This window comes from Pseudomonas sp. B21-023, from assembly GCF_024749165.1.
Classification (GTDB): Bacteria; Pseudomonadota; Gammaproteobacteria; order Pseudomonadales; family Pseudomonadaceae; genus Aquipseudomonas.
Window position 1 is genome coordinate 1,179,753 of record NZ_CP087190.1, and the last position, 24,402, is coordinate 1,204,154.

A 24,402-nucleotide genomic window follows, 5' to 3' on the forward strand; every position below is an offset into this window, starting at 1 on the left:
GAGAACTTCGATGCCGCAACGACGTAACCGCCAGCGGGGCTTCACGCTGATGGAAATCATGGTGGTGATCTTCATCATCGGCCTGCTGATCGCCGTGGTCGCGCCCAGCGTGCTGGGCAACCAGGACAAGGCCATGAAGCAGAAAGTCATGGCCGACCTCGCGACCTTGGAGCAGGCGCTGGACATGTACCGCCTGGATAACCTGCGCTTCCCCAGCACCGAACAGGGCCTGGCGGCGCTGGCGAAGAAGCCGACCCAGGAACCGCTGCCGCGCAGCTGGCGCAGTGACGGCTATATCCGCCGCCTGCCGCAAGACCCGTGGGGCACCCCGTACCAGTACCGCATGCCCGGCGAGCATGGCCGGGTTGATGTCTATTCGCTGGGCGCCGATGGCGTGCCGGGCGGCGAAGGGCTGGATGCCGACCTGGGCAACTGGGCGCTTTGAGGTGATGGGTCGAGGGGAGCGCTCCCACGCTGTCCCGATCCAACAGCGTGGTTTCAGCCTGCTCGAACTGCTGGTGGTGCTTGCCATTGCCGCCTTGATGACCAGCCTGGCCGTGGCCTGGCTCGACAGCGGCAGAAGCAGCATCGACCAGGCGCTCGATCGCCTGGCCGCCGCCACCGTGGCCCAGGCCGACCTGGCGCGCCATGCCGGGCAGTTGCGCGGGCTGCGCTGGAACGGTCAACGCCCCGAGTTCGTCCGTCGGCAAGGCGAGCACTGGCAGGTGGAAACCGTGGCGCTCGGCGATTGGCCCAAAGGCCTGCGCCCGGACTGGCCAGCCAGCCAGGCGCCAGCGCTGCTGTTTACCCCCGATGGCTGGTCACGTCCGGGCACTGTGCGCTGGCGCTGGGCCGAGGGCGGTCAGCGCTGGGACTGGGACCGCGGCGGGCAATTGCGCGTGAGCGCGATGCCATGAAGCGCCGGCAACGCGGCTTCACCCTGTTGGAGGTGAGCGTGGCCCTGGGCATCGCCGCCGTCCTGGCGGTGATCACCAGCCAGGTCCTGCGCCAGCGCCTGGCGGTGCAGGACACCGTGCAGCAGCATCGCCTGGGCCTGCTGTGCGCCCGTGAGCTGCAGGCACGCTTCGTGGTCGAGCAGTATTGGCCGGTGACCAACCAGGACTACGGTGTGCTGGTGGAGGGCGGGCAGGCCTGTCATTGGCAGTTGCAACTGCGCCGCACCGGTGTGCGCGACCTGCGCCGTGGCGAACTGCTATTGCATGCCGATCGTGACCAGCGCCTGCCGCTGGGGCAGTTCACTGTGTTCCTGGAGCGGCCATGAAACGGCGCCAGGCGGGCATGACCCTGATCGAACTGCTGGTGGCCCTGGCCCTCACGGCCTTGCTCGGGGTGATGCTGTCGGCGCTGGTCAACGGCTGGCTGAAGGTGCGCGAGCGGCTCGATGAACAGGTGAGCGAAACCGGCGTAGTGGATTTTTGCCTGGCCCTGGAGCGGCGTTTCGACAGCCCGGTGCTGCGCCGCCTGTACGAGCAGCGTTTGCCGTTGGCGGCGCGCTGGCTCGACTGGCAGCCCGACCGTCAGCAACTGCTGTGGGTGGCCGCCGCCGCCTGGCCGCAGGCCGAAGGGGGATCGCGCCTGCAGCGCCAGCGCCTGCGCTTCGAGCCGCGTGAACAACGGCTGCTGCTGGAAACCTCGGCCGACCTGTACGCCGCCGCGGCCCCGGTTTGGGTGCTACGCGAACGGCTGGAGCGGGTCAGCGCGATGAATGTTCTCTACCACCAGACCGGCCGTTGGCTGGCCTGGCCTTCCGATCAACCGGCGCACCCCGGTAGGGGCGTGCGCGTGGAGCTAGTGCGTGATGGAGCACCTTATACCTGTACTTTCGTTCTGCCCTGGGGGCGCGCATGAAGCTTGAATGGCGCCGGCGGGCGCCGGCACAACCCTGGTTGCTGCTGCGCCCCGGCGAGGTCTGGGAGTGGCTGCTGGTCACCCAAGGCTGCCCGTTGCGCCAAGGCCGGGGCGAGCCACCGCCCGGGCTCGGGGCGCGGGTTGCCCTGATTGTCCCTGGTGAACATTGCAGTCATTTCCTGCTGCCCGCTCCGCCTGGGCTGAAACGCGAGGAATGGCCTTTGCTGCTCGAGGACCGCTTGCTGCAAGGCGACGATGACGTGCTGTGTGCCTGTATCGGGCGCCACGCAGGGCAGTTGCGTCTGCTGGTGGTGGCGCGGGGCAGGCTCAACGCGTGGCGGGGGCAGTGCGCCAGCTGGGGGCTGACCGTGGAACGTTGCTGGGCTGAGTTCCAGCTGCTGCCAGACTGTGCGGCAGAAGTGGCTTGGCACTGGCGACGAGGAGCGATGAGCCTGTACAAGGGCCAGGCCCACTGGCTGGCCTGGCCGCAGGGGCTTGGCACGCCGCCCGCGCTTGCCTGGCTGCCTGGCGAGGTCGAGTGCATCGACGGCGACTGGCCCGATGTGCTGGCCCCGCTCGATGGCTTGCCCGGCTTGTTCGAGGCCCGCCGGCCACGCCAAGTTCTGCGCCTGGCAAAGGGGCAGGCGCGCCTGGCACTTGCCTGCCTGGCGTTGATGTTGGCGTGGGGCGGGTTGTGGAGCGCGCAACATTGGCGCCAGGCCCAGCTCTATCGCGCCCAGGTGCAGGCCGTTACCGGCGTCCAGCCGACGCCTCGCCAGGCGGCGCGGGTGTTGACGCAACTGCAGGACGAGGCGCGTGAAAGCCAGGTGCGCCTGCGCCAGCTCGAGGCATTGCAGACGCAAGTCCATGGATGGTTGAACGATCATCCCGGCTGGCACCTGCGGGTAGTGCGCTTCGATGGCCAGCGTTGGCACCTTGAGTTGGTCGGTGAGGGCGTAGCTGCGCCCTGGCAGGAGATGGCCACGGCGGCCGGCGTGCAGGTCCAGGTGGAAGACGAAGCGCATCGCGTGGTGTTCGACCTGGGGAGCGCCGCATGAGCCGTGAATGGGTGCGACAGCATCGGCTATCGCTGGCCTGGGCCGTCGTCGCGCTGTTGCTGGGGTTGCTGGCGCTGCGCGAGGGCGTGGCCTTCTGGCAGGAACAGCGGCAATGGCAGGCATTGGCCGAATCGCTGGCGGCACAGCCACGCCAGCCCGCGCTGACCCTTGAAGCGCTGCACCAATCGGCCCAGGCCCGGCACATCGAATTGGCCGAGGTGCAGTCCGAGGACGAGGGCTGGCTGTTGCGCGGCAAGGTAGTCGATGCGCAAACCCTGCAGGGCTGGTTGCAGACCCTGCGCGATAACGGCGCGCAGCCGTTGCAATGGGGGCTGGAGCGAGATACCGAGGGGTTGCGTTTCACTGTGCGGCTTCGACCATGAGGCGGCTGGCGTACCTTTGGCTGGGCCTGGTGTTCTGCCTGACCCTGATGGCCGAACTGCCGGCGCGTTGGTTGGTGGCGGGGTTCGGGTTACCGGCGGAGGGGGTGGACGGCAGCCTGTGGCAAGGGCAGTTTGCCCGGCTGGGACCGGTGGGACCCGTGCAATGGACATGGCGTCCATGGCAGCGCGACCTGCAGGTGCGCCTGGGCTTCCAGGAGCAGGGCTGGCAAGGCCGCCTGAGTGGTTGGCCGTGGCGTTGGCAGGCGGACCTCCAGGCATTGGGCGCACAGCCAAGCGTCGGCGGTGACTATCGCCTGGCCGGGCAATGGCAGGGCAGCATCAAGCTGCAAGGCTCGGGGCAACATTGTCGGGCCGCCGCAGGCAGCATCACCGTCGCCGACCTGGCTTTGAGCGCGCCCTGGTCGCTGGTGCTGGGACAGGGCTCGCTGGCGATGGACTGCCGTCAGGGCTGGCGGTTGAGCGCTGGCCTGGTTCGCCAGGGCCAGCACCAGATGAGCCTGGAGGCCGACCTGGCGGCCCGGCAAGCGCAGGTCGATTTCGTGTTGCAGGCCGATGCCGGTTTGACGCCCGTGCTGCGCGGCGTGCAATGGCTGGGGCCCGAGGACACGGTCGGGCAGCGCCGGCTCAGGTGGTAGCCCACATGCCGGTCAGAGGGCGAGGGACCATTGCGCGACCCAGAAGCCTTGCTCCAGTGATTTGCGCGGGCGATCGCTGGCGTGCAGTGCGCGTTGGTAGTCCAGGCGCAACGTGCTGTGCGGCAGGTTCAGTTCGACCCCTGCCGAGGCACCGACCAGGCGCTGCGACGGGCTGGTGCGCGCATAGCGGGCCCAGCCCAGGTCCACGCCGAAGGACGGGCGTAATGGTACCGGCAGGGGTAGCGGCTGGCTGAGGGTGTTGCGCCATGCCCCGGCGCTGGCGCCTGCGACATTGTGCTTGCGGAATCCGCGCACGGCCGAGTGATCGCTCAATTGCAGTTGCTCGACGGCGGGCAGCACATGGGCGCTGTATTGCAGGGCCAGTTCGCTTTGCCAGCGCCAGGGCCATTGAGCCTGGCCCTGGCGCAGGTGCAGCAAGTTGGCGCGGTACTTGGTGAAGTCCGGACGTGGCGCCTGCTTGTGGGCGAACGGTCGGTCGGCGCCGAACCAGCGTACCCCTTGGCTTACGCCCAGATAAGCGTTCCACAGTCCACCTTCGAGCCACAGCAGGTTCAGGCCAGCTTCGAGGGTGGCCAGGGTCGGGCTCTGCAGCGCCAGTACGGCGGGGCCGAAGCGGTTGAGCAATTGCTTGCGGTCCAGCCGGGCGCTGGCGCTGAGCATGCCTTGCTGGTTGCGCCACAGCACGCGCTCGGCGCCGACGCCGTAGAACTCGCTGCGGCCACTGCTGGCGTAGCGGGTGTTTGGGATCGGCGCTCGGTAGCGCATCTGGCTGGCATTCAGGGTGAAGGTCCAGCGGCCATGGGGAATGCTGTAGTACAGGCTGACGCCTTCGCTTTGGCCAGGCGCGTCGAACACCACCGAACTTAGCGACAGGCGCAGGTCGTCGTTCAGGCCCAGCGGGCTGTCCAGGCCAAGCCCCAGGTTGAGACGGTGGCGGCCGGTCAGTTCCCCGCCGCGGTTGTCGAGCAGGGCGTCCAGGTGGGCGCGTGAAGCGACGCGCCGGGGTTCGAGCACGACGCGGGTTCCGCCTTGCATCTCGCCCGGCAGCAAGGCCATTTGCAGGTCATAGGCACGCAGCCGGTTGAGTTGGTCCAGGCCTTGCTCGAGATCCGGCAGGTGCAGGGGAAGGCCGAGCATGCCCGGAAATGCGCCTTGCAGCGACAGCGGCAGGTCGGCGCCAGCCAGTTCGATCGATTCGATGAAGCCTTCGACGATGACGATGTCCAGCGGGGCGCCGTGCTCAGGGGCGCGGGCCACATAGGGGCGGCTGGTGGGATATCCGGCTTGCACGTAGTGCCGGGTCAGTTGTTTGAGTAGCTGGTCAATTTCGGCGACCCCCATGCAAGTGGACGACAGCGCACGCACGATCGGCTGCAGTTGCCGGGTATCGAGCATGCGGTTGCCGGCCAGGCGTACCCCACTGATCGCCCAGCAGTGCTGGTCGGGGTCGAGCATTGCAGTATCGCTGTCTTCAGTGGCGTTGGCAGGTTGCCTGCGCTGCCAGCGTTCGAGCCGCTGCTGCTGCTCCAGTTGCCGCACGGCTTGTTGCTGATCCCGCAACTGCTGGCTGGCCGGGTCGACCGTGGCGATGGCGTTGGCCGATAGCGTCATGATGAGGCAAGCCAGCAGGACAGTGGCGATGTGGCGTATGCCTGCGCTTGATGGGCGGAAAGTATGGGAGGAAAAGATCGGTGCGTTCATGGGGTTCGGTCCGATGCCCCTGTGGGAACGGGTGTGCCCGCTCCCGCAGAATCCGTGTGGGAGGCGCAGCGACCCACAGGCCGCTGCCTGGCAAGCGTCAGCGCTGGCGGCTCTCCTTTATCTGCGAGACATACTCGCTAGTGCGGTCGTGACCGGTGTTGCTGTACGCCTTGTGGTCGTCAGCCTTGTCGGTGCTGCCGGTGATCAGGTTCGAGAGGTACGAATAGGCGGTACTGGCAAGGCCAGCCGTGGACAAATCGACGTCGACCTTCACATCCTTGGCGTAGTCCCGACCGCTCAGGTTGTCGCGGGAGACCGCGCCGCCACCGAGTTCGACCTGGCCATCGGCCGCCTGCAGCGTGGCGCCGACCAGGCGGGTGTCGCCAGCTACCTGCAGATCGATGCCCTGCGTGCCGGACAGGAGCGTCTGCTGGCTGACGGTGTCGTTGTCGCGCTTGGCGTATTCCATCTTGACCGACGGGGTAAATTTCGCGGTGACTTTGTTCCACAGCGCCCCGGCGATTTCCGTGATGTTGCCGCCCTCGAAAACGCTCGCCAGCGAGGCCGGGGTTTCAGTCTCGGATGCTGCCGGTTGCTTCTGGGCGAGACTGGCGTCGACCTCTAGCTTTACGCTGTCGACCTGGTCCTGACGGCTGGCCACCCGCAGGTTGCCGTCGATCTTGCCTTCGATTGCCTGCGCCTCAAGCTGTGCGCCTTCGATGCGGGTATCGCCCTGGCTGCGCAAGTCGATCAGGTCGGCGCGCAGCTTGCTGTCATGCCAGGTGGTGTTGTCGCGTTTATCCAGGCCGACCTTGACCTGGGCGTTGATGCCCCCAATGTCCATGGCATTGACCTTCAGGCCGCCACCAATGGTAACGTCGAGGTTGTCGTGGCGCTCGGTGTTGCTGGCTGCCTCGACCAGCAGGCCACCATTGCGGGCGTCCAGGCCTATCCGTTTGGCGTTGGCTTGCAGCCCTTGTACCTGCAGCGCGGTATCGTCATGGGCGAAGCTGGTAATCTGCACCGAGCCCTTGCTGTCGAACTGCGCACCAATGGCTGTGCTGGCCTGCTCATTGACCCAGCCGAAGGTGCCTTTGCCACCCAAGCCACCACCGGTAGTGCTGCCGTCGACATTCAGCTTGCCGCCCCAGGTCTTGCCCAGGCTCTGGCGGGTATCGCTGGCGGCTGTCACGCTCAGCCTGCCTTCGCTGTGCAGGGTAATGTCGCCGGTGCCCGCACGGCTGCCTATGCGCGTGCCTTCAAGGCGCATATCACCGCCACTGGTCAGTTCCACGGCACCTTTGCCATCGATTTGTGCGACCCGTGCCTGGCTGTGCTGCGTTTCCAGGCTGTGGCGCTTGAGATTACCGTCCAGGCCGCCGTTGGGGCCTAGCAGGCCGGTGCCGGCCTTGACCGCCAATCCGGCGTCCAGCGTGGTGGTGTGTTCAGTGTTGTGATCATGGGCTGCTGCGAGTGTCAGGTCGCCGCCACTGCGCAGGCTGACCGCGCCGTTGCCGCCGTCGAAGCGGGCACCCTCATAGTGACCACTACGTTCGAGTTCTGCCTGGACCCCCTGGCTGCCCTGCAAACTGCCGACGCGGGCTGTCGTGGTCTGTTTCAGCTGGCTCAGGGAGTCGCCATGACCTTCAAGCCTTGCGTTGACATCCGTTCCGGTGGTGGTGCTCACACGCAGGCTGCCGCCACCCGTGGTGTTGCGTATTTCGCTGCTGCTCTGATCCCGGGCGGCCAGCATCTGGTGTTCTCCAGCCTCGATGCGCAGGCTCCCAGCCCTGGCTTTGTAGGCGCTACCTTCATCCATGAGCTGATCGGCCCGAATGGAGATGTTGCCACCGTCGAAGTTCGTGACCTGCGCGGTGCTGTTGGTGTCCTTGTGCACGCGCGAGGTGTGCTGGAGCGAGAGTTGAGCGCCAGCGTTTGGTGAGGCCGCTTCGTCTTCGGCTTTCTTGCCAGTGAACAAGTGCTTGACGTGATCGCTGAGGTACTTGTAGTCGATGCCGACGCTCAGGCCGCCGTCCCATTTGGTGAGCGTGGTTTCACGGACCTTGGTGTCGGCTGCCGCACGGTTGTCGATGCGCTCGGCGTCCACTTTCAAGGTGCGTCCCGCATTCAGCTGAGCAGCGGTGGTGGTGAGTTGCGCGGTGTCGATGTGCAGATCGCCGCTTGCTGACAGATGGCTTCGTCGAGTCGTGGTTTCGCGTTCGAGCACGGCGGCCGGGCCATGATAGCCGTCGATGCCAAGGCCTACACGGTCGGAACCGCCGGTGACACTCAGCGCGGCAGCTGTACGGGTATCGAGGGTATGCCTGGCCTGGGTGTCGTGGGCTGCCGCCAATTCGACTTCGCTGGCGGCCAGCATGAGGTCTTTCCTTGCCTGCACGTTCGAAGCACTGAGCGTCAGTTTACGATCACTGCGCAGCGAGACGGAGCCCGCGCTGATGCTGCTGGCGACCTGGCGTGTCGCAGTGGTCTGCTCGTCGCTCTGCAGTTTTTCGTAGCCGAACTTGGCCGTGTACTGCTGCGAGTCCGGCGCGTCCTTGCCGGCGCTGGCCACGAACGCACGCTTGCCCGTGGTGAGCCGGGCATGGTCATTTTCCACGGCGCTTTCAATCTGCAGAGCGCCTTTGGCGTCGAGTTCGACCTGCTTGCGCGCCTCGAGGCGGGCGCCGGAGATCTGCATGTCGGCCCCGGCGCTGGCGATGAGAGTGCTGCCCTTGAGGGTGCTGGCCTTGACCTGCTCGGTGTGTGCCTGGCTGTCGATATCGGTGCGGTCCAGGTAGCGCCTGTGGGTGGACTGCTCGGCGATATCGAGCGTGTCCACGCCAGCGTCGATCGTCATCTTTCCACCGCTGCGCAGTTGCAGGGCGTTGTCCGCTTCCAGGTGCGCGGCCGTAAGGTGCAGGTCGCTGCCGGCCGACAGGTTCAGGCTGTCCTCGGCCACCAGGCGGCTACTCAGTTGCTGGCGACTGGTTTGCGTGGTCTTGCCGTTATGGCTTTCGGTGGGGATGAACAGCCATTGCTTCGACCAGTTGACCGGATCGTCCGTCACCTTTTCGCGGGTGGCGGTATCCAGGGTCAGTTTTTTACCGGCGTGTACCTCGATCTGCCTGGCCTTGCCATGAGCATGGGTAAGCTGCAGGTCGCCATCGGCTTTCAGGTCCAGCTTGCCGGTCTTGCTTACGAGGCTGGCCTGGCGTTTGTCATTGCCCTGTACTTTAAGGTCGCCCGCGGAGTGGATGATCAAGTCGCGATCTGCGCGCAGCTCCTTGTCGCCGACCTGCACACCGGCGCCTTCGGCGGTGCTGACGATGCGGATGCGCCCGGCCTGCATGGCGCCAAGCAGGTTGGCATCGATGGAGGTGGCGGCGGGGAGCTGTTCGAGCACCTCGCGACTGCTGGCGTTGACAAGGTTGTGGCCGATGGTCATGTTCAGCTGCCCTTTGGCGAACAGGTGCCCAGTGGTGTCGATACGCGGCGCGATGAGGTCCAGGGCGCCTGCGCCGTTGCTCTGGCCGCGGCCCAACACATTCAGCGTGCCGCTGGCGTCACGGCTGTCGAGGTGTCTGATCTGCCCGTCGTGAATGTCCGCCTTGCCGACCAGGAAGCCGGCGCGGGTGGTATTGATGAAGCTGCCGCCGTTGAGGGTGATGCCGTTGGGGTTGGCGAGCAGGTAATCGGCTTTCTGGCCGAAGATCTCCTGAGCCCCTTCGATCCGCGAGGCGTTCTGGCCGACTACCTCGTTGAGGATGGTCGAGGCGGCGTGGCCCTGGAATTGCGAGTTGGCGCCCAACTGGCCGGCCAGCTGCGACTGCCCGGCCTGCAGGGCATTGTTCAGCACCAGGCCTGGCTTGCCGACGTTGTAGTCGAGGAACTGGTTGTGTGACAGGCCGCTGGCATTGGGCGCGACGATGTCGATGACCGGGACGCCATGGCTGTTGTCGATGATCGGGGTGCCGCCAGGGCCCGGTGTCGGTGTCAGGGCGCCTTGCGCCTGAACCTGGGTGCTGCCCAGCAGGGCAAGGAAGACAGCCCAGCGCAGGGGGTCGGGTCTGGTCTTGGAGACAGGATTTTGCATGAAAACCTCGCAAGTGATGTACGAAATCGTGAAATCAGCTGCGGGAATTCTAAGAATGTCAGTGATGGCATTTATGTGGCTCAACGCCACTATGCCGCAGGGAATGAGCCGATCCTAACTGTAGGAAAAGGGAGCGGTGGTGTGGCGAAAGGGGTCGGGCACTAAAAAAGAAAGGCCTGTCACGCGTGAGCAGGACAGGCCTTTGGTGCCACCGGTGAGCGCTCAGGGGCGGATTTCGATCAGCGTGCCGTCCTTGACCATGCTCCATACTTCGCGCATGTCGTCATTGCGCATGGCGATGCAGCCCTCGGTCCAGTCGAGGGTATGGAAATACCACTCGGGGTACTCCTCGTTGATCGGCGTGCCGTGGATCATGATCATGCTGCCAGCGGCAACACCTTCGCTGCGCGCCTTGGCGGCATCGGTGATATTCGGGTAGGAGATGTGCATGGCCAGGTTGTAGCGGTCGCTGACCTTGCGCCAGTCGAGCCAGTACAGGCCTTCCGGGGTTTTCTTGTCGCCTTCGCGGGCCTTGGCCCCCTTGGGTTGCTTGCCCAGGGAGATGCGGTAGGTCTTGAGCGGCTCGCCACGGCTGATCAGTTGCAGGCGGCGCTCGGACTTGATCACCAGCACCTTGTCGATCAGCCGCTCTTGCTGGGTGCCAGTGGTGGCGGGTTGGACCGGCGACGGCGCGGCCGACGGCGTCTTGCGGATGATAGTCTCGGTGAAGGCGGCTTGCGACACCGAGGCGACACTGAGGCAGAAGAGGGCAAGCAGCCAGCGCATGAAACCGTATCCCTGAAAACTTAGGTGGTGGACGACGTGACGTTCATCGGCGGCAGGTATTCATGGCCAATCGGATAGTGCTGCCTGACGCGGTCGCGATAATAGCATTCTAGTGTGCGTGTGACGGTGCGGAAAGCCAGCTCGCGCCAGGGGATCTCGTGCTCTTCGAACAAGCGTACTTCAAGGCTCTCGATGCCCACTGCAAAGTCCAGATCGGCCAGTTCGGCGCGGAAAAAACACGTGCACCTGGTTGATGTGCGGCAGGTCGAACAACTGGTACAGGCAGGTTTCTCCGACCCGCGCGCACGCTTCCTCGACGGTTTCGCGACGGGCGGCGGCATCGAGGGTCTCGCCGTTTTCCATGAAGCCGGCGGGCAGCGTCCAGAACCCTCGGCGCGGTTCTATCGCCCGGCGGCACAGCAGTACCTGGGAGCCCCAGGTAGGCAAGACCCCTGCGACGATATTGGGGTTCTGGTAGTGGATCGTCTGGCAATGATCGCAGACATACCGCAGGCGGCTGTCGCCTTCGGGGATCCGCTGGGTGACCGGTTGGCCGCACGCGCTGCAGAATTTCATGCTTTCATTCATTCCAGTGGGGTCGGGCTATCTTGGCGCGCCCGGCCCGCTTATCGCAAGCGGCCTGCGGGCGGGGCTTGGGTGCCTCGCGGCTTTGGTGCATCATGCAGGGCAGGCCTTGGACACGAGAGTGCGTAATGCTGGACGAGCTTCTTCGCCGAATGAGCAACCATACCCCCGCATCACCGGAGACGGACCGCCGTTTCCCCGAAGCGGCGGTGTTGCTGCCCATTACCCGCAGCGAGGAGCCGGAGCTGGTGCTGACCCTGCGCGCCAAGGGCCTGTCCACCCATGGTGGTGAAGTCGCCTTCCCGGGCGGGCGGCGCGACCCTGAGGACCCAGACCTGGTGTTCACGGCCCTGCGCGAAGCCGAGGAGGAAATCGGCCTGCCGCCCGGGCTGGTCGAAGTCATCGGCCCGCTCAGCCCGCTGATCTCGCTGCACGGCCTGAAGGTGACGCCGTTCGTCGGTTTGATCCCGGACTATGTCGAGTACCGCGCCAACGACGCGGAAATCGCCGCCGTGTTCAGTGTGCCGCTGGCGTTTTTCCGCCAGGACCCCCGCGAGCACACCCACCGCATCGACTACCAGGGCCGCAGCTGGTACGTGCCCAGCTACCGCTACGGCGACTACAAGATCTGGGGGCTCTCGGCGATCATGATCGTCGAACTGGTCAACCTGCTGTTCGATGCGGGCATCAGCTTGCACCAGCCCCCCGAGCGTTTCATCGAGAACTGAGCGGGGCACACCCCGCCACTGGCGTTCAACCGTGAGGAGCGACACATGAAATACCGCCTGGGCGACCTGCGCGTCGAAGCGCATCCCGAGAGCTGGGCCGCGCCCACTGCCACGCTGATCGGCAAGGTGCGCCTGCAGGCCCGGGCCAGCGTGTGGTTCGGCGCGGTGCTGCGCGGCGACAACGAGTTGATCGACATCGGCGAGGACAGCAACGTCCAGGACGGCACGGTGATGCACACCGACATGGGCTCGCCGCTGACCCTCGGTCGCGGCGTGACCATCGGCCACAACGCCATGTTGCATGGCTGCTCGGTCGGCGACTACAGCCTGGTCGGCATCAATGCGGTGATCCTCAACGGGGCGCGTATCGGCAAGCACTGCATCATCGGCGCCAACGCCCTGATCCCCGAGGGCAAGGAGATTCCCGACGGCTCGCTGGTGATGGGGTCGCCGGGCAAGGTGGTGCGCGAGTTGACCGAGCAGCAGAAACGCATGCTCGAGGCCAGCGCCGCCCATTATGTGCACAATGCCCAGCGCTATGCCCGTGACCTGGTGAGCGACGATGAGTGACGAGCGGCCCGTGGCCTCGCCCTGTGTCAATGTCTGCGCGCTGGACGAGCAGGATATCTGCACCGGGTGCCAGCGTACGGTGAGCGAGATCACTCGTTGGGGGCGCATGGACAATGCCGAGCGGCGCGAGGTGTTGCAGCGCTGCCATGAGCGGGCGCTGGCGGCCGGGTTGATCATCGGTCTGTAGCACCTGTCGAACAGCCGTGGGAGCGGGCTTGCCCCGCGAAGGGGGCGACGCTAATCTGTCCGGCTTGCCCAATCCGAACACCCATCATGTTCTATCTCATCGCCTACATCAGCAGCGTGGTGCTGATCAACTTCGCCTTCTCCAGTGCGCCGCACCTGGACGTGATCTGGTCCGCCTGGGGCGGGTTGGTGTTCATCCTGCGCGACATGGTGCAGACCCGCTACGGCCATGGCGCGTTGTTGGCCATGCTGGTGGCGCTGGTGCTGTCCTATATCACCTCCGAGCCTGCCATCGCCCTGGCCAGCGCGACCGCGTTCTTCGTCTCCGAACTGATCGACTGGCTGGTGTTCAGCGTTACCCGGCGCCCCCTGCGCGACCGCCTGTGGCTGAGCTCGGCGCTGAGCATCCCGGTGGACACCTTCATCTTCTTCGGCATGATCGGTGCCTTGACGCCTGCAGTGATCGGCACGGCGATGGCCTCGAAGTTCGCCGGGGTCACCGCGGTGTGGTTGATCATGGCCTGGCGGGCACGGCGCGCGGTGGCCACATCCTGATGTAGAATACCGGTCCATTTTTCAGCGGGCGGCAGCCAGCGTGGCGCGGCCCCGGACGCCTTCGAGGACCTGAAATGACCCGTATCGGAACCCCACTGTCGCCCACCGCGACCCGTGTATTGCTGTGCGGCTGCGGCGAGCTGGGCAAGGAAGTGGTGATCGAGCTGCAGCGCCTGGGCGTCGAAGTGATCGCCGTGGACCGCTACGCCAATGCGCCGGCGATGCAGGTCGCGCACCGCAGCCATGTGATCAACATGCTCGATGGCGTGGCCCTGCGCGCAGTGATCGAGGCGGAAAAACCGCATTACATCGTCCCCGAGATCGAAGCCATTGCCACCGCCACGCTGGTCGAGCTCGAGAGCGAAGGCTTCAACGTCGTCCCCACCGCCCGCGCCACCCAGCTGACCATGAACCGCGAAGGCATTCGTCGCCTGGCTGCCGAAGAGCTGGACCTGCCGACCTCGCCGTACCATTTCGCCGACACCTTCGAGGATTACAGCAAGGCGGTGGCCGACCTGGGCTACCCGTGCGTGGTCAAGCCGGTGATGAGCTCGTCCGGCAAGGGCCAGAGCCTGCTGCGTAGCGCCGATGACCTGCAGAAAGCCTGGGACTATGCCCAGGAAGGCGGCCGTGCCGGCAAGGGGCGGGTGATCATCGAAGGCTTCATCGACTTCGAATACGAGATCACCCTGCTCACTGTGCGCCATGTCGATGGCACGACCTTCCTCGCGCCGGTCGGCCACCGACAGGAAAAGGGCGACTATCAGGAGTCCTGGCAGCCCCAGGCCATGAGCCCGAAGGCGTTGGCCGAGTCGCAGCGTGTAGCCCAGGCGGTCACCGACGCGCTGGGCGGCCGTGGCCTGTTCGGTGTGGAACTGTTCGTCAAGGGCGACCAGGTGTGGTTCAGCGAAGTGTCGCCACGCCCGCACGACACGGGCCTTGTGACCCTGATTTCCCAGGACTTGTCGCAGTTCGCCCTGCACGCGCGGGCCATCCTCGGCCTGCCCATCCCGGTGGTGCGCCAGTTCGGCCCGTCGGCGTCGGCGGTGATCCTGCCTGAAGGCCAGTCGCAGCAGACCAGCTTCGCCAACCTGGGCGCGGCGCTGAGCGAGCCGGATACCGCCATCCGCCTGTTCGGCAAGCCAGAGATCAATGGTACTCGGCGCATGGGCGTGTGCCTGGCGCGTGACGAATCGGTCGAGGCGGCGCGGGCCAAGGCGACCCGGGCTTCGCAGGCGGTCAAGGTCGAGTTCTGATCTGAAACGATCGCGGGGCGAGCGCGCTACCACGCCAGTATCAGTCTGGCGTGGTAGCGGGCTCGCCCCGCGATTGATTCAAAGCTCGGTATTGCGCGTCTCTTTCAGGCACAGCACGGCAATCAGACTGATCAGCGCCGCCGCCGACACATAGCCTCCCACCCAGCTCAATCCCCCCATGCTCACCAGCTTCTGGGCAAAGAACGGTGCCGCCGAGGCGCCGACGATGCCGCCCAGGTTGTAGGCCGCCGAAGCGCCGGTGTAGCGCACATGGGTCGGGAACAGCTCCGGCAGCAGCGCGCCCATCGGGGCGAAGGTCACACCCATCAGGAACAGTTCGATGGCCAGGAACAGCGCCACGCCTGCGGTCGAGCCCGAGGTCAGCAGCGGTTCCATGGCAAAGCCCGAGGCAATGGCCAGCAGCGCGCCGGCGATCAGCACCGGCTTGCGCCCATGACGGTCACTCAACCAGGCCGACAGGGGCGTGGCCAGGGCCATGAACACCACGGCGAAGCACAGCAGGCCGAGGAAGGTTTCACGGCTGTAGCCCAGTGTGGACACGCCATAGCTCAACGAGAACACCGTGGAGATGTAGAACAGCGCGTAGCACACCACCATCGCCGCAGCCCCCAGCAGGGTCGGCAGCCAGTACTGGGAAAACAGCTCGAGCACAGGCATCTTGACCCGCTCCTGGCGGGCCACGGCCTTGGCGAACACCGGGCTTTCCTCGAGTTTCAGGCGCACATAGAGACCGACCAGCACCAATGCGGCGCTGAGCAGGAACGGAATGCGCCAGCCCCATTCGCGGAACTGCTCGTCGCTGAGCACCAGGGCCAGGGTAAGGAACAGGCCGTTGGCGGCGAGGAAGCCGATCGACGGGCCCAACTGCGGGAACATGCCGAACCACGCGCGTTTGCCCTCAGGGGCGTTTTCAGTGGCCAGCAATGCCGCGCCGCCCCATTCGCCGCCCAGCCCCAGGCCTTGCCCGAAGCGCAGCACACAGAGCATGATCGGTGCCCATACGCCGATGCTGTCATACCCGGGCAGCACGCCGATCAGGGTAGTCGAGACGCCCATCAGCAGCAGCGAGGCGACCAGCGTCGACTTGCGCCCGATGCGGTCGCCGAAGTGGCCGAACAGCGCCGATCCCAGTGGCCGGGCGAGGAAGGCGATACCGAAGGTAAGGAAGGCCGCCAGCATTTGCGCGGTGCCGGAACCGGACGGGAAGAACACCGGCCCGATCACCAGTGCGGCGGCGGTGGCGTAGACGTAGAAATCGTAGAACTCGATGGCGGTGCCGATGAAGCTGGCAGTGGCCACCCGGGCAGGCGAGTTGACCGGGGCCGCCGAGGCAGGTTCGGCGTAGGTGGTGCTGGTAGTCATGCGAAGGTCCCTGACAGTCATGCTCCATGGGGCACGGCCCATGTGGCGGGCACACGGGAGCCGGAGCGTATTGTTGTTGGTCGCCGACTGACGATAGCCCAGGGGATAGGCGGTGAGCGGTGGCTGATCGGGGTGCTGAGCAGGACCGCGGGGCGTGTCAGTGGGGCGGACTGGCCGTCGGGCGCCGGGTGCGGGTAGCGGGCGGGACGGCAGGGCTGGGTAAGCGTGACCCGAGTATAGCTATCGAGCCAGTGTCCAGACCAGTACCTTGCTTGCGCAATTGTCCTCGGTTTCGAGGATTTCCAGCCGATATCTGCCAATTTTCAGGCAGACAGCGCTTTCTGGAATGCTTTCAAGTGCTTCGGTGACCAGGCCGTTCAGGGTTTTCGGCCCACCGTCGCAGGGCAGGTGCCAGCCCAGGGTACGGTTGATCTCGCGCAGCGAAGCCGTCCCTTCGATGACGAAGCGGCCATCAGGCTGAGGGTGGACATGCGGGTTGTCCAGGTTCTGCTCGTCCTCGAACTCGCCAACGATCTCTTCGAGGATGTCTTCCAAAGTGACGATACCCAGTACTTCGCCATACTCGTCCACCACCACGCCCATGCGCCGCTGCTGCTTGTGGAAGTTCAGCAACTGCATCTGCAGCGGTGTGCTCTCGGGCACGAAGTAGGGCTCGTAGCAGGCGGCCTGGAGCTTCTCCTGGGTGAGCTCTGCCCGCGGCAGCAGGTGGCTGATCAGCTTGGTGTTGAGGACGGCTTCTACCTGGTTGATGTCGTTGTGATAGACCGGCAGGCGCGTGTGGCGGCTGATGATCAGTTGCTCGATGATCTGCTCGATGGGATCGTCGAGGTTGATGCCGTCTACTTCGTTGCGCGGTACCAAGATGTCGTTGACGGTGATCTTGTCCAGCGCCTGCAGGCCCTCCAGCAGGCCGTGCTGGCTGGTCTCGGCAGGTTCGTCTTCGTCGAATGCGTCGCCCTGCTGCGGGTGCAGTGCCACCGCAGTGGGTTGCACGCGGAACGGGCGCAGGATCACTTTGGCGCAGCCATCGAGCAGGCAGCCCAGCGGCTGCAGCAACGTCAGCGGCAATTTCAGCAGGTTGCCGCCCAGGTCCAGGAAGGCTTGCGGGTTGCGGCGTGCCAGGCGGCGCGGCAGGTAGTCGGCGAGCACCAGCAGGGTGAAACTGGCGCCAAGGCCGGCCAGCCAGAAGCCGTGTTCACCGCTGTAGCGCTGGCCAATCAGGCAGGCCAGGCCCAGTACCAGCAACTTGCCGAGGCTGGCGCCGAGCACCAGGCCCTGGGCGGGCAGGGTGGGGGCGCCGTGGCCATTGAGCTGCTGGCGGGCGCAGTCTACCGCGGTGAACAGCGCCGACCACAGCAGGGCCAGTGTGATGATGCCGAGCAGCGGGGCGTACGGCAGAGTGTCCATGGGCGGCCGTCAGATGTGCAGGATGAATTCGCGGACCAGCTTGCTGCCGAAGTAGGCCAGCATCAGCAGGCAGAAACCGGCCAGGGTCCAGCGGATCGCCTTGTGACCGCGCCAGCCGAGGCGGGTGCGGCCCCACAGCAGCACGCTGAAGACGATCCAGGCGACACAGGCCAGCAGCGTCTTGTGCACCAGGTGCTGGGCGAACAGGTTGTCGAGGAACAGCCAGCCGGATATCAGCGACAGCGACAGCAGCCCCCAGCCGGCCCAGAGGAAGCCGAACAGCAGGCTTTCCATGGTCTGCAGCGGCGGGAAGTTGCGGATCAGTCCGGACGGGTGCTTGTGCTTGAGTTGGTGGTCCTGCAGCAACAGCAGCAGGGCCTGGAACACGGCGATGGTGAACAGGCCGTAGGCCAGGATCGACAGCAGGATATGGGCGAGGATGCCTGGCTCTTCGTTGATCAGCGGCACCGTGCCGGGGGGCGCGAACTGGGCCAGCAGCGCGGTCACCGCACCGAGCGGGAACAGCAGCACCAGCAGGTTCTCCACGGGAATGCTCAGGCAGGCTAGCAGGGTCAAGCCGATCACCGCCACGGCGATCAGGCTGGCGGCGCTGAAGAAGTCGAGGCTCAGGCCCAGGGGCGTGATCAGCTGGAAGAACAGGGCGCCGCCCTGGGCGATGACCGCCAGGGTGCCGAGCAGGCCAAGCAGCCGTTTGTCGGCACGGGCGCCACGGGCCAGGCCGGTGGCCTGGTAGACGGTCGCGGCCAGATAAAGGAAGGCGGCGAGCAGGTTGGGGATGAGGCTGGGTGAAGAGAACATAAGTCCTGGCGTGCAAGCCCTAAAGGGACGGAGTTTGGCATAGAACGCGGTAGGCAAGGAAGACTGCGTATCAATCGCGGGGCAAGCCCGATACCACGGGGCCATGGCCAGGGATAGCCAGCGCATCTGGCCGGTGGTCCCGAGCAAGGTGTGCGCGCAAGGCAGTCTCCGCTATAATCGCCGCCTTGTTGTGCCCAGCGCGTGTGCATTTCCACCTGGGCGCCTGAAAAACCTCGGCTTCACTGGGCCTGAAAGGATCACCATGTTCGAAAACCTGACCGACCGCCTGTCACAGACGCTGCGCCATGTCACCGGCAAGGCCAAGCTGACCGAAGACAACATCAAGGACACGCTGCGCGAAGTGCGCATGGCCCTGCTCGAAGCCGACGTCGCCCTGCCGGTGGTCAAGGATTTTGTCAACAGCATCAAGGAGCGTGCGGTCGGCACCGAAGTGTCGCGCAGCCTGACCCCGGGCCAGGCGTTCGTGAAGATCGTCCAGGCCGAGCTGGAAAGCCTCATGGGGGCGGCCAACGAAGAGCTGACCCTCAACGCCGCCCCGCCGGCCGTGGTGCTGATGGCCGGCCTGCAGGGCGCGGGCAAGACCACCACCGCCGGCAAGCTGGCGCGCCACCTGAAAGAACGCAAGAAGAAGAGCGTGATGGTGGTGTCCGCCGACGTCTACCGTCCGGCGGCGATCAAGCAGCTCGAGACGCTGGCCAATGATATCGGCGTGACCTTCTTCCCGTCCGACATCAGTCAGAAGCCGGTGGCCATCGCCGAAGCGGCGATCCGCGAGGCCAAGCTCAAGTTCATCGACGTGGTGATCGTCGATACTGCGGGTCGTCTGCACGTCGACGCCGACATGATGGACGAGATCAAGGCCCTGCACGCCGCGGTCAAGCCGATCGAAACCCTGTTCGTGGTCGACGCCATGACCGGCCAGGATGCCGCCAGCACGGCCAAGGCCTTTGGCGATGCGCTGCCGCTGACCGGCGTGGTGCTGACCAAGGTCGACGGTGACGCCCGTGGCGGTGCCGCCCTGTCGGTGCGCGCCATTACCGGCAAGCCGATCAAGTTCATCGGTATGGGCGAGAAGACCGAAGCCCTCGAGCCGTTCCACCCCGACCGGATCGCTTCGCGCATCCTTGGCATGGGTGACGTGCTTAGCCTGATCGAGCAGGCCGAGCAGAACATCGACAAGGAAAAGGCCGACAAACTGGCCAAGAAGTTGAAGAAGGGCAAGGGCTTCGACCTCGAAGACTTCCGCGATCAACTGCAACAGATGAAGAACATGGGCGGCCTTGGCGGCCTCATGGACAAACTGCCGAGCATCGGTGGCGTCAACCTGTCGCAGATGGGCAACGCCCAGGGCGCGGCCGAGAAGCAGTTCAAGCAGATGGAAGCGATCATCAATTCCATGACCCCTGCCGAACGCCGCGACCCTGACCTGATCAGCGGTTCGCGCAAGCGCCGCATTGCCCTCGGTTCCGGCACCCAGGTGCAGGACATCGGCCGGCTGATCAAGCAGCACAAGCAGATGCAGAAGATGATGAAGAAATTCTCCGCCAAGGGCGGCATGGCCAAGATGATGCGCGGCCTTGGTGGGATGCTGCCGGGTGGCGGCATGCCCAAGATGTAAGCGAATCCGGGCGGCGGTCTTTAATATGAAGACCGCCGCCCAGCCCCCGCTTCGGCGGGAACAGTGCCGCCAAATGGCGGCTTAACCGGCAGATCTGAACGGTGGGTCAAGCGCTCGCCGAAAAAGGCATTTGCAAATGTCCGTGTATTCCCCGAGAATATGCGGCCTTTTGGGCACCCGTGTGCCCATTGGGCATTCAGTTTTGCAGCACCGACTATAGGAACGATGTTCACATGGTAACCATTCGTCTGGCCCGTGGCGGCTCGAAAAAGCGCCCATTCTACCACCTGACCGTGACCAACTCGCGTAACGCCCGTGACGGCCGTTTCGTTGAGCGCGTTGGCTTCTTCAACCCGATCGCATCGGGCGCCGAAGTCAAGCTGTCGGTCAACCAAGAGCGCGTCACCTACTGGCTGAGCCAGGGCGCACAGCCGTCTGAGCGTGTTGCTCAGCTGCTGAAGGAAGCTGCCAAGGCTGCAGCCTGAGCAGTATGAACGCGACGCCAGAAAAGGCTGATGACCTCATCGTCGTTGGCAAGATTTTTTCGGTTCACGGCGTTCGCGGCGAGGTGAAGGTGTACTCCTTTACCGATCCGATTGAAAACCTGTTGGATTATCCGCGCTGGACGCTTAGGCACGAAGGCAAGGTAAAGCAGGTCGAGCTGGTCAGCGGTCGTGGCTCCCAAAAGGGCCTGGTCGTGAAATTGAAAGGCCTCGAGGATCGTGACGAAGCCCGTCTTCTGAGCGGTTACGAAATCTGCATCGCGCGGAGCCTTTTGCCCAACCTGGCAGCCGACGAGTACTACTGGTACCAGTTGGAAGGCCTGAAGGTCATCAATCAGGACGAACAGCTGTTCGGCACGATCGATCACCTGTTGGAGACCGGTGCGAACGATGTAATGGTGGTCAAGCCTTGCACAGGCAGCCTGGATGATCGCGAGCGTCTGTTGCCCTATACGGAGCAATGTGTGCTGGCAATCGACCTGCAGGCCGGTGTGATGCGAGTCGAATGGGACGCGGATTTCTAGACGATGGGCAGCCTTCGCGTAGAAGTCATCACGTTGTTCCCCGAGATGTTCTCGGCCATCACGGAGTACGGCATTACCAGCCGTGCGGTGAAACAGGGGTTGCTGCAAGTGACCTGCTGGAACCCGCGGGACTACACCACAGATCGCCACCACACCGTGGATGATCGGCCGTTTGGCGGTGGTCCGGGCATGGTGATGAAGATCAAGCCTCTGGAAGACGCCCTGGTTAGCGCCAGGCAGGCGACTGGAGCTGCGGCAAAGGTGATCTACCTTTCGCCACAAGGCCGCAAGCTGACCCAGCAGGCGGTCAAAGGCTTGGCCGAACAGGAATCGTTGATCCTGATCGCCGGCCGTTATGAAGGCATCGACGAGCGCTTTATCGAGGCTCATGTCGATGAGGAGTGGTCGATTGGCGACTATGTGCTTTCCGGTGGCGAGCTGCCGGCCATGGTGCTGATCGATGCGGTTACGCGGCTGCTGCCCGGAGCTTTAGGGCATGTGGACTCGGCGGAGGAAGACTCTTTCACCGACGGTCTGCTGGATTGCCCGCACTACACCCGACCCGAGGTGTATGCGGATCAGCGTGTACCCGACGTGTTGCTTAGTGGCAACCATGCACATATCCGGCGATGGCGGATGAAGCAGTCCCTTGGTAGGACCTTCGAACGACGCGCCGATCTTCTGGAAAGTCGCTCGCTTTCTGGAGAAGAGAAGAAGCTGCTCGAGGAATACCTCCGCGAGCGGGACGATAGTTAAACGTATCGATGGTGGATCGCGTTATCCATCTTAGGAGCACAGCATGACCAACAAGATCATCCAGCAGCTCGAAGCCGAGCAGATGAGCAAAGAGATCCCGACCTTCGCACCAGGCGACACCATTGTCGTCCAGGTCAAAGTGAAGGAAGGCGACCGCTCGCGTCTGCAGGCGTTCGAAGGCGTCGTTATCGCCAAGCGTAACCGCGGTCTGAACAGCGCCTTCACCGTGCGCAAGATCTCCAGCGGCGTTGGCGTAGAGCGTACCTTCCAGACCTACAGCCCGCAGATCGACAGCCTGGCCGTGAAACGTCGTGGTGACGTGCGTAAAGCCAAGCTGTACTACCTGCGTGACCTGTCCGGTAAAGCAGCTCGCATCAAGGAAAAACTGTCCTGAGTGCAGTTTGTCCGGTGGCCTAGGCCCCGTGCGAGAAAAAGCAGCCTTCGGGCTGCTTTTTTGCGTCTTGAATCTTGCCTTTGCGATGTGACTCCGAGATGACAACCCGAGACCAGGAAATCCAGCGCCGTACCGAACTGTCGGTGACCCGCGTGACCAAGGCGGTGTTCCCCAGCACCACCAACCACCACAACACCCTGTTCGGTGGCACGGCCCTGGCGTGGATGGACGAAGTTTCGTTCATCGCCGCCACCCGTTTCTGCCGGCTGCCGCTGGTGACCGTGTCCACCGACCGCATCGACTTCAAGCACCCGATCCCGGCAGGCTCGATCGTCGAGCTGGTGGGGACGGTGATCAAGGTTGGTAACACCAGTCTGCAGGTGCAGGTGGATGTGTTCGTCGAGAACATGTACCTCGATGGGCGCGAGCGGGCGATCCATGGCGTGTTCAGCTTCGTCGCCATCGACGAGGACAAGCGTCCGGTGCCGGTGCTGCCGTTGGCCTGATGCCATCGCGCTGATTTGACGCGTCCCTGTAGGAGCGGCTTCAGCCGCGATCACCCGCAACGCGGGTGCCAGGCACTGCGACGCATTCATCGCGGCTAAGGCCGCTCCTACAGGTCAATGTGCCACAGGCTGCTCGGTCAGCTCCGGCTCCACCAGTGCCACCAGTGTCCACCCAGGCTGCGGCTTGAGCGGATTATCCGGGCTGGCCACATGTACCCAGCCTTGCCCGTCCCGGGCGAACAGCAGTGTCGCCCGTGGGCCATGCAACTGCTGGTAGTCGCTCCAGCTGAATGCCTCGGTCAACGTGGTGCTGTACAGCTCGGCGCCCTGGTGCAGCAGTTTGGCCAGTTGCCCATAGGTCATCGGCCTCGCCCCCAGCAACTGCCCGCGGTGTTCCTCGCTGGCCCGGTGCTTGTCGCTGCGCTGTTTCTCCAGGCCGCTGGCCAGCACGAACAACCTCGCCTGGCCGAACTCATGGCGAAAGCGCGCGCAGGCCAGGGCATTGAGCTCGCCGGCCGGCGACAGCCCCAGCAAGTGGCCAAGCCCGACCAGGTCGAGGTGGGCGTCGGCGTGCTGTGACGCGGGGTTGCCAAAATAAGTCGGTAGGTTGTCCATGCGAGCAGCGCGGATGTTCTCCCAGCTTGAATCGGTCAGCAGCACCCGGCAGCCCAGTTGTTGCAGCGCCTTGGCGATGGCGCGCGCAGGTGGGTTGGCGCCGACCAGGAGAAACCCGCTCGGCGCCGGTTCTGCCACCTTCAGCAGGCGTGCCAAGGGCCTTGCGGTGGCGCTTTGCAGGACCACGGTACCGATGATCACGGCAAAGGTCAGTGGCACCAGCAGCAGCGCGCCCTCATGCCCGGCCTGGTCCAGGCGAATGGCGAAGATGGCCGATACCGCCGCGGCGACGATGCCCCGCGGCGCGATCCAGGCCAGCAGCGCCCGTTCCCGCCAACTCAGCGGCGACCCCAGGGTCGACAGCAACACGTTCAGCGGCCTGGCCAGCAACTGGATTACCAGCAGCAGTGCCAGCACCGCAGGGCCCAAGGCGAGCAGGGCGTGCAGGTCGAGCCGCGCCGCCAGAAGGATGAACAGGCCGGAGATCAGCAGCACGCTGAGGTTCTCCTTGAAGTGCAGGATCTGCCGCACATCCACGCCGGGCATGTTGGCCAGCCACATGCCCATGACCGTGACCGCCAACAGGCCCGATTCATGGACGATCTGGTTGGCGGCGATGAAGATGCCCAGCACCGCGGCCAGCGACGCCAGGTTGTGCAGATACTCCGGCAGCCATTGCTCGCGCATGATCTGCCCGAGCAGCCAGCCTCCAGCGGCGCCGAGCGCGCTGCCGCAGAAAATCACCCCGGCGAAGGTCGCCAGGCTGTGGCTTAGGCCTTCGCCGGCGGCGCTGGCGATGATGAAGCTGTAGACCACCACCGCCAGCAGTGCGCCGATCGGGTCGATGACAATGCCTTCCCAGCGCAGGATATTGGCGATCGCCGCCTTCGGCCGCACCACCCGCAGCATGGGTACGATGACCGTGGGGCCGGTGACCAGGGTCAAGGTACCGAACAGGATCGCCAGGGGCCAGTCGAAGCCCAGCAGCCAGTGGGTGGCCAGGGCGATCACCAGCCAGGTGCTCAGCGCGCCGACGGTGACCAGGCGATGCACCACACTGCCGATCTCGCGCCATTGCGACAAATGCAGTGTGAGGCTGCCTTCGAACAGGATCAGCGCCACCGCCAGCGATACCAGTGGCATCAGCAACGGGCCGAACAATGCCTGCGGTTGCAGCCAGCCCAGCACTGGCCCGGCGAGGATGCCGCACAGCAGCAGGAACAGGATCGCCGGCAGTTTCAGGCGCCAGGCCAGCCATTGGCAGAGCAGGGCCGCCGCGCCGATGCCGCCGACACTCAAAAGAATCTGCTGTTCGTTCATGCGGGCTCCCTCTGCATGCCATGTTGTGAAAGACTAAGCGTCATTTCGTCGTTTGCCACCGAGTTTTC

The 24,402-nt window shown here is 64.8% G+C and carries 25 protein-coding genes and 1 pseudogene; 18 read left to right on the forward strand and 8 right to left on the reverse strand.

Annotated elements, in window-relative coordinates:
* Window positions 1-10: 10 nt before the first annotated feature.
* From gspG to LOY42_RS05410, 7 genes are read left to right on the forward strand one after another with little or no spacing between them, the layout of a single operon-like run.
* A complete protein-coding gene (gene gspG / locus LOY42_RS05380; RefSeq protein ID WP_139669130.1) occupies window positions 11-445 on the forward strand; it encodes a type II secretion system major pseudopilin GspG in 435 nt (144 codons plus the stop codon).
* A 4-nt stretch (window positions 446-449) separates the two neighbouring features.
* The gene (gene gspH, locus LOY42_RS05385) at window positions 450-917 is read left to right on the forward strand and encodes a type II secretion system minor pseudopilin GspH (protein ID WP_258601119.1); all 468 of its coding nucleotides are present in this window, start codon (window positions 450-452) and stop codon (window positions 915-917) included.
* Window positions 914-1,282, forward strand: a complete 369-nt coding sequence (locus tag LOY42_RS05390; protein ID WP_110699791.1) for a type II secretion system protein — start codon at window positions 914-916, stop codon at window positions 1,280-1,282. The genes gspH and LOY42_RS05390 overlap by 4 nt, the downstream gene beginning before the upstream one ends.
* On the forward strand, window positions 1,279-1,869 hold the full coding sequence (locus tag LOY42_RS05395) for a prepilin-type N-terminal cleavage/methylation domain-containing protein (RefSeq protein ID WP_102682921.1): 591 nt from the start codon (window positions 1,279-1,281) through the stop codon (window positions 1,867-1,869). Before LOY42_RS05390 ends, LOY42_RS05395 begins: the two co-directional genes overlap by 4 nt.
* On the forward strand, window positions 1,866-2,927 hold the full coding sequence (locus LOY42_RS05400; RefSeq protein ID WP_258599976.1) for a GspL/Epsl periplasmic domain-containing protein: 1,062 nt from the start codon (window positions 1,866-1,868) through the stop codon (window positions 2,925-2,927). Before LOY42_RS05395 ends, LOY42_RS05400 begins: the two co-directional genes overlap by 4 nt.
* Entirely contained in the window at window positions 2,924-3,310 is a 387-nt protein-coding gene (gspM, locus tag LOY42_RS05405; RefSeq protein WP_258599978.1) for a type II secretion system protein GspM, read from the forward strand. The genes LOY42_RS05400 and gspM overlap by 4 nt, the downstream gene beginning before the upstream one ends.
* Window positions 3,307-3,966: a type II secretion system protein N gene (locus LOY42_RS05410; RefSeq protein ID WP_258599980.1), complete on the forward strand. Its 660-nt coding sequence runs from the start codon at window positions 3,307-3,309 to the stop codon at window positions 3,964-3,966. Before gspM ends, LOY42_RS05410 begins: the two co-directional genes overlap by 4 nt.
* Before the next feature lie 12 nt (window positions 3,967-3,978).
* Here the strand turns inward: LOY42_RS05410 and LOY42_RS05415 are convergent, their stop codons facing one another.
* The 4 genes and pseudogenes from LOY42_RS05415 to LOY42_RS05430 form a co-directional block, all read right to left on the reverse strand.
* Complete coding sequence (locus LOY42_RS05415) at window positions 3,979-5,598, reverse strand: ShlB/FhaC/HecB family hemolysin secretion/activation protein (RefSeq protein ID WP_139669138.1); 1,620 nt, start codon at window positions 5,596-5,598, stop codon at window positions 3,979-3,981.
* Between the two features lie 187 nt (window positions 5,599-5,785).
* Entirely contained in the window at window positions 5,786-9,781 is a 3,996-nt protein-coding gene (locus tag LOY42_RS05420) for a hemagglutinin repeat-containing protein (RefSeq protein ID WP_258599982.1), read from the reverse strand.
* Between the two features lie 222 nt (window positions 9,782-10,003).
* Entirely contained in the window at window positions 10,004-10,567 is a 564-nt protein-coding gene (locus tag LOY42_RS05425) for a murein L,D-transpeptidase family protein (protein WP_102682915.1), read from the reverse strand.
* Window positions 10,568-10,587: 20 nt separating this feature from the next.
* Window positions 10,588-11,143: pseudogene (locus LOY42_RS05430) on the reverse strand (NUDIX hydrolase).
* 137 nt (window positions 11,144-11,280) lie between these two features.
* Between LOY42_RS05430 and LOY42_RS05435 the strand changes: the two are divergent.
* From LOY42_RS05435 to purT, 5 genes are all read left to right on the forward strand, one after another.
* Window positions 11,281-11,880, forward strand: coding sequence for a CoA pyrophosphatase (locus LOY42_RS05435; RefSeq protein ID WP_046854363.1), 600 nt, complete (start codon window positions 11,281-11,283; stop codon window positions 11,878-11,880).
* A 45-nt stretch (window positions 11,881-11,925) separates the two neighbouring features.
* Window positions 11,926-12,450 carry a gamma carbonic anhydrase family protein gene (locus LOY42_RS05440; RefSeq protein ID WP_102682912.1) on the forward strand — a complete coding sequence of 175 codons (525 nt, stop codon included), beginning with the start codon at window positions 11,926-11,928 and terminating at the stop codon, window positions 12,448-12,450.
* Window positions 12,443-12,637, forward strand: a complete 195-nt coding sequence (locus LOY42_RS05445) for a DUF1289 domain-containing protein (RefSeq protein WP_139669144.1) — start codon at window positions 12,443-12,445, stop codon at window positions 12,635-12,637. Before LOY42_RS05440 ends, LOY42_RS05445 begins: the two co-directional genes overlap by 8 nt.
* An 86-nt stretch (window positions 12,638-12,723) precedes the next feature.
* Window positions 12,724-13,191 carry a VUT family protein gene (locus LOY42_RS05450; RefSeq protein WP_023629807.1) on the forward strand — a complete coding sequence of 156 codons (468 nt, stop codon included), beginning with the start codon at window positions 12,724-12,726 and terminating at the stop codon, window positions 13,189-13,191.
* 74 nt (window positions 13,192-13,265) lie between these two features.
* A complete protein-coding gene (gene purT, locus LOY42_RS05455; protein WP_198754460.1) occupies window positions 13,266-14,447 on the forward strand; it encodes a formate-dependent phosphoribosylglycinamide formyltransferase in 1,182 nt (393 codons plus the stop codon).
* Window positions 14,448-14,525: 78 nt separating this feature from the next.
* On the opposite strand, the gene LOY42_RS05460 is transcribed toward purT, so the two are convergent.
* From LOY42_RS05460 to LOY42_RS05470, 3 genes are all read right to left on the reverse strand, one after another.
* Window positions 14,526-15,830 carry an MFS transporter gene (locus LOY42_RS05460; protein ID WP_102682909.1) on the reverse strand — a complete coding sequence of 435 codons (1,305 nt, stop codon included), beginning with the start codon at window positions 15,828-15,830 and terminating at the stop codon, window positions 14,526-14,528.
* A gap of 240 nt (window positions 15,831-16,070) precedes the next feature.
* The gene (locus tag LOY42_RS05465) at window positions 16,071-17,258 is read right to left on the reverse strand and encodes a transporter associated domain-containing protein (RefSeq protein WP_258599983.1); all 1,188 of its coding nucleotides are present in this window, start codon (window positions 17,256-17,258) and stop codon (window positions 16,071-16,073) included.
* A gap of 9 nt (window positions 17,259-17,267) precedes the next feature.
* Window positions 17,268-18,077: an inner membrane protein YpjD gene (locus LOY42_RS05470; protein ID WP_102685316.1), complete on the reverse strand. Its 810-nt coding sequence runs from the start codon at window positions 18,075-18,077 to the stop codon at window positions 17,268-17,270.
* Between the two features lie 262 nt (window positions 18,078-18,339).
* Here LOY42_RS05470 and ffh point away from each other — a divergent pair, with 262 nt between their 5' ends.
* The 6 genes from ffh to LOY42_RS05500 all read left to right on the forward strand — a co-directional run bounded on the left by ffh (window position 18,340) and on the right by LOY42_RS05500 (window position 22,399).
* Window positions 18,340-19,716: a signal recognition particle protein gene (gene ffh / locus LOY42_RS05475; protein ID WP_258599984.1), complete on the forward strand. Its 1,377-nt coding sequence runs from the start codon at window positions 18,340-18,342 to the stop codon at window positions 19,714-19,716.
* 233 nt (window positions 19,717-19,949) lie between these two features.
* A complete protein-coding gene (rpsP, locus tag LOY42_RS05480; protein ID WP_011535318.1) occupies window positions 19,950-20,201 on the forward strand; it encodes a 30S ribosomal protein S16 in 252 nt (83 codons plus the stop codon).
* A 5-nt stretch (window positions 20,202-20,206) separates the two neighbouring features.
* The gene (gene rimM, locus LOY42_RS05485; RefSeq protein WP_023629810.1) at window positions 20,207-20,743 is read left to right on the forward strand and encodes a ribosome maturation factor RimM; all 537 of its coding nucleotides are present in this window, start codon (window positions 20,207-20,209) and stop codon (window positions 20,741-20,743) included.
* Between the two features lie 3 nt (window positions 20,744-20,746).
* Window positions 20,747-21,499: a tRNA (guanosine(37)-N1)-methyltransferase TrmD gene (gene trmD / locus LOY42_RS05490; protein ID WP_023629811.1), complete on the forward strand. Its 753-nt coding sequence runs from the start codon at window positions 20,747-20,749 to the stop codon at window positions 21,497-21,499.
* Between the two features lie 43 nt (window positions 21,500-21,542).
* On the forward strand, window positions 21,543-21,893 hold the full coding sequence (rplS, locus tag LOY42_RS05495) for a 50S ribosomal protein L19 (protein ID WP_023629812.1): 351 nt from the start codon (window positions 21,543-21,545) through the stop codon (window positions 21,891-21,893).
* 98 nt (window positions 21,894-21,991) lie between these two features.
* Window positions 21,992-22,399, forward strand: coding sequence for an acyl-CoA thioesterase (locus LOY42_RS05500; protein ID WP_258599985.1), 408 nt, complete (start codon window positions 21,992-21,994; stop codon window positions 22,397-22,399).
* 114 nt (window positions 22,400-22,513) lie between these two features.
* Here the strand turns inward: LOY42_RS05500 and LOY42_RS05505 are convergent, their stop codons facing one another.
* Window positions 22,514-24,334: a sodium:proton antiporter gene (locus LOY42_RS05505; protein WP_139669152.1), complete on the reverse strand. Its 1,821-nt coding sequence runs from the start codon at window positions 24,332-24,334 to the stop codon at window positions 22,514-22,516.
* Window positions 24,335-24,402: the final 68 nt, after the last annotated feature.

Coding starts and splice junctions, on each gene's coding strand:
- gspG (WP_139669130.1), top strand. CDS start 11: ATGCCGCAACGACGTAACCGCCAGCGGGGCTTCACGCTGATGGAAATC.
- gspH (WP_258601119.1), top strand. CDS start 450: ATGGGTCGAGGGGAGCGCTCCCACGCTGTCCCGATCCAACAGCGTGGT.
- LOY42_RS05390 (WP_110699791.1), top strand. CDS start 914: ATGAAGCGCCGGCAACGCGGCTTCACCCTGTTGGAGGTGAGCGTGGCC.
- LOY42_RS05395 (WP_102682921.1), top strand. CDS start 1,279: ATGAAACGGCGCCAGGCGGGCATGACCCTGATCGAACTGCTGGTGGCC.
- LOY42_RS05400 (WP_258599976.1), top strand. CDS start 1,866: ATGAAGCTTGAATGGCGCCGGCGGGCGCCGGCACAACCCTGGTTGCTG.
- gspM (WP_258599978.1), top strand. CDS start 2,924: ATGAGCCGTGAATGGGTGCGACAGCATCGGCTATCGCTGGCCTGGGCC.
- LOY42_RS05410 (WP_258599980.1), top strand. CDS start 3,307: ATGAGGCGGCTGGCGTACCTTTGGCTGGGCCTGGTGTTCTGCCTGACC.
- LOY42_RS05415 (WP_139669138.1), bottom strand. CDS start 5,598: ATGACGCTATCGGCCAACGCCATCGCCACGGTCGACCCGGCCAGCCAG.
- LOY42_RS05420 (WP_258599982.1), bottom strand. CDS start 9,781: ATGCAAAATCCTGTCTCCAAGACCAGACCCGACCCCCTGCGCTGGGCT.
- LOY42_RS05425 (WP_102682915.1), bottom strand. CDS start 10,567: ATGCGCTGGCTGCTTGCCCTCTTCTGCCTCAGTGTCGCCTCGGTGTCG.
- LOY42_RS05435 (WP_046854363.1), top strand. CDS start 11,281: ATGCTGGACGAGCTTCTTCGCCGAATGAGCAACCATACCCCCGCATCA.
- LOY42_RS05440 (WP_102682912.1), top strand. CDS start 11,926: ATGAAATACCGCCTGGGCGACCTGCGCGTCGAAGCGCATCCCGAGAGC.
- LOY42_RS05445 (WP_139669144.1), top strand. CDS start 12,443: ATGAGTGACGAGCGGCCCGTGGCCTCGCCCTGTGTCAATGTCTGCGCG.
- LOY42_RS05450 (WP_023629807.1), top strand. CDS start 12,724: ATGTTCTATCTCATCGCCTACATCAGCAGCGTGGTGCTGATCAACTTC.
- purT (WP_198754460.1), top strand. CDS start 13,266: ATGACCCGTATCGGAACCCCACTGTCGCCCACCGCGACCCGTGTATTG.
- LOY42_RS05460 (WP_102682909.1), bottom strand. CDS start 15,830: ATGACTACCAGCACCACCTACGCCGAACCTGCCTCGGCGGCCCCGGTC.
- LOY42_RS05465 (WP_258599983.1), bottom strand. CDS start 17,258: ATGGACACTCTGCCGTACGCCCCGCTGCTCGGCATCATCACACTGGCC.
- LOY42_RS05470 (WP_102685316.1), bottom strand. CDS start 18,077: ATGTTCTCTTCACCCAGCCTCATCCCCAACCTGCTCGCCGCCTTCCTT.
- ffh (WP_258599984.1), top strand. CDS start 18,340: ATGTTCGAAAACCTGACCGACCGCCTGTCACAGACGCTGCGCCATGTC.
- rpsP (WP_011535318.1), top strand. CDS start 19,950: ATGGTAACCATTCGTCTGGCCCGTGGCGGCTCGAAAAAGCGCCCATTC.
- rimM (WP_023629810.1), top strand. CDS start 20,207: ATGAACGCGACGCCAGAAAAGGCTGATGACCTCATCGTCGTTGGCAAG.
- trmD (WP_023629811.1), top strand. CDS start 20,747: ATGGGCAGCCTTCGCGTAGAAGTCATCACGTTGTTCCCCGAGATGTTC.
- rplS (WP_023629812.1), top strand. CDS start 21,543: ATGACCAACAAGATCATCCAGCAGCTCGAAGCCGAGCAGATGAGCAAA.
- LOY42_RS05500 (WP_258599985.1), top strand. CDS start 21,992: ATGACAACCCGAGACCAGGAAATCCAGCGCCGTACCGAACTGTCGGTG.
- LOY42_RS05505 (WP_139669152.1), bottom strand. CDS start 24,334: ATGAACGAACAGCAGATTCTTTTGAGTGTCGGCGGCATCGGCGCGGCG.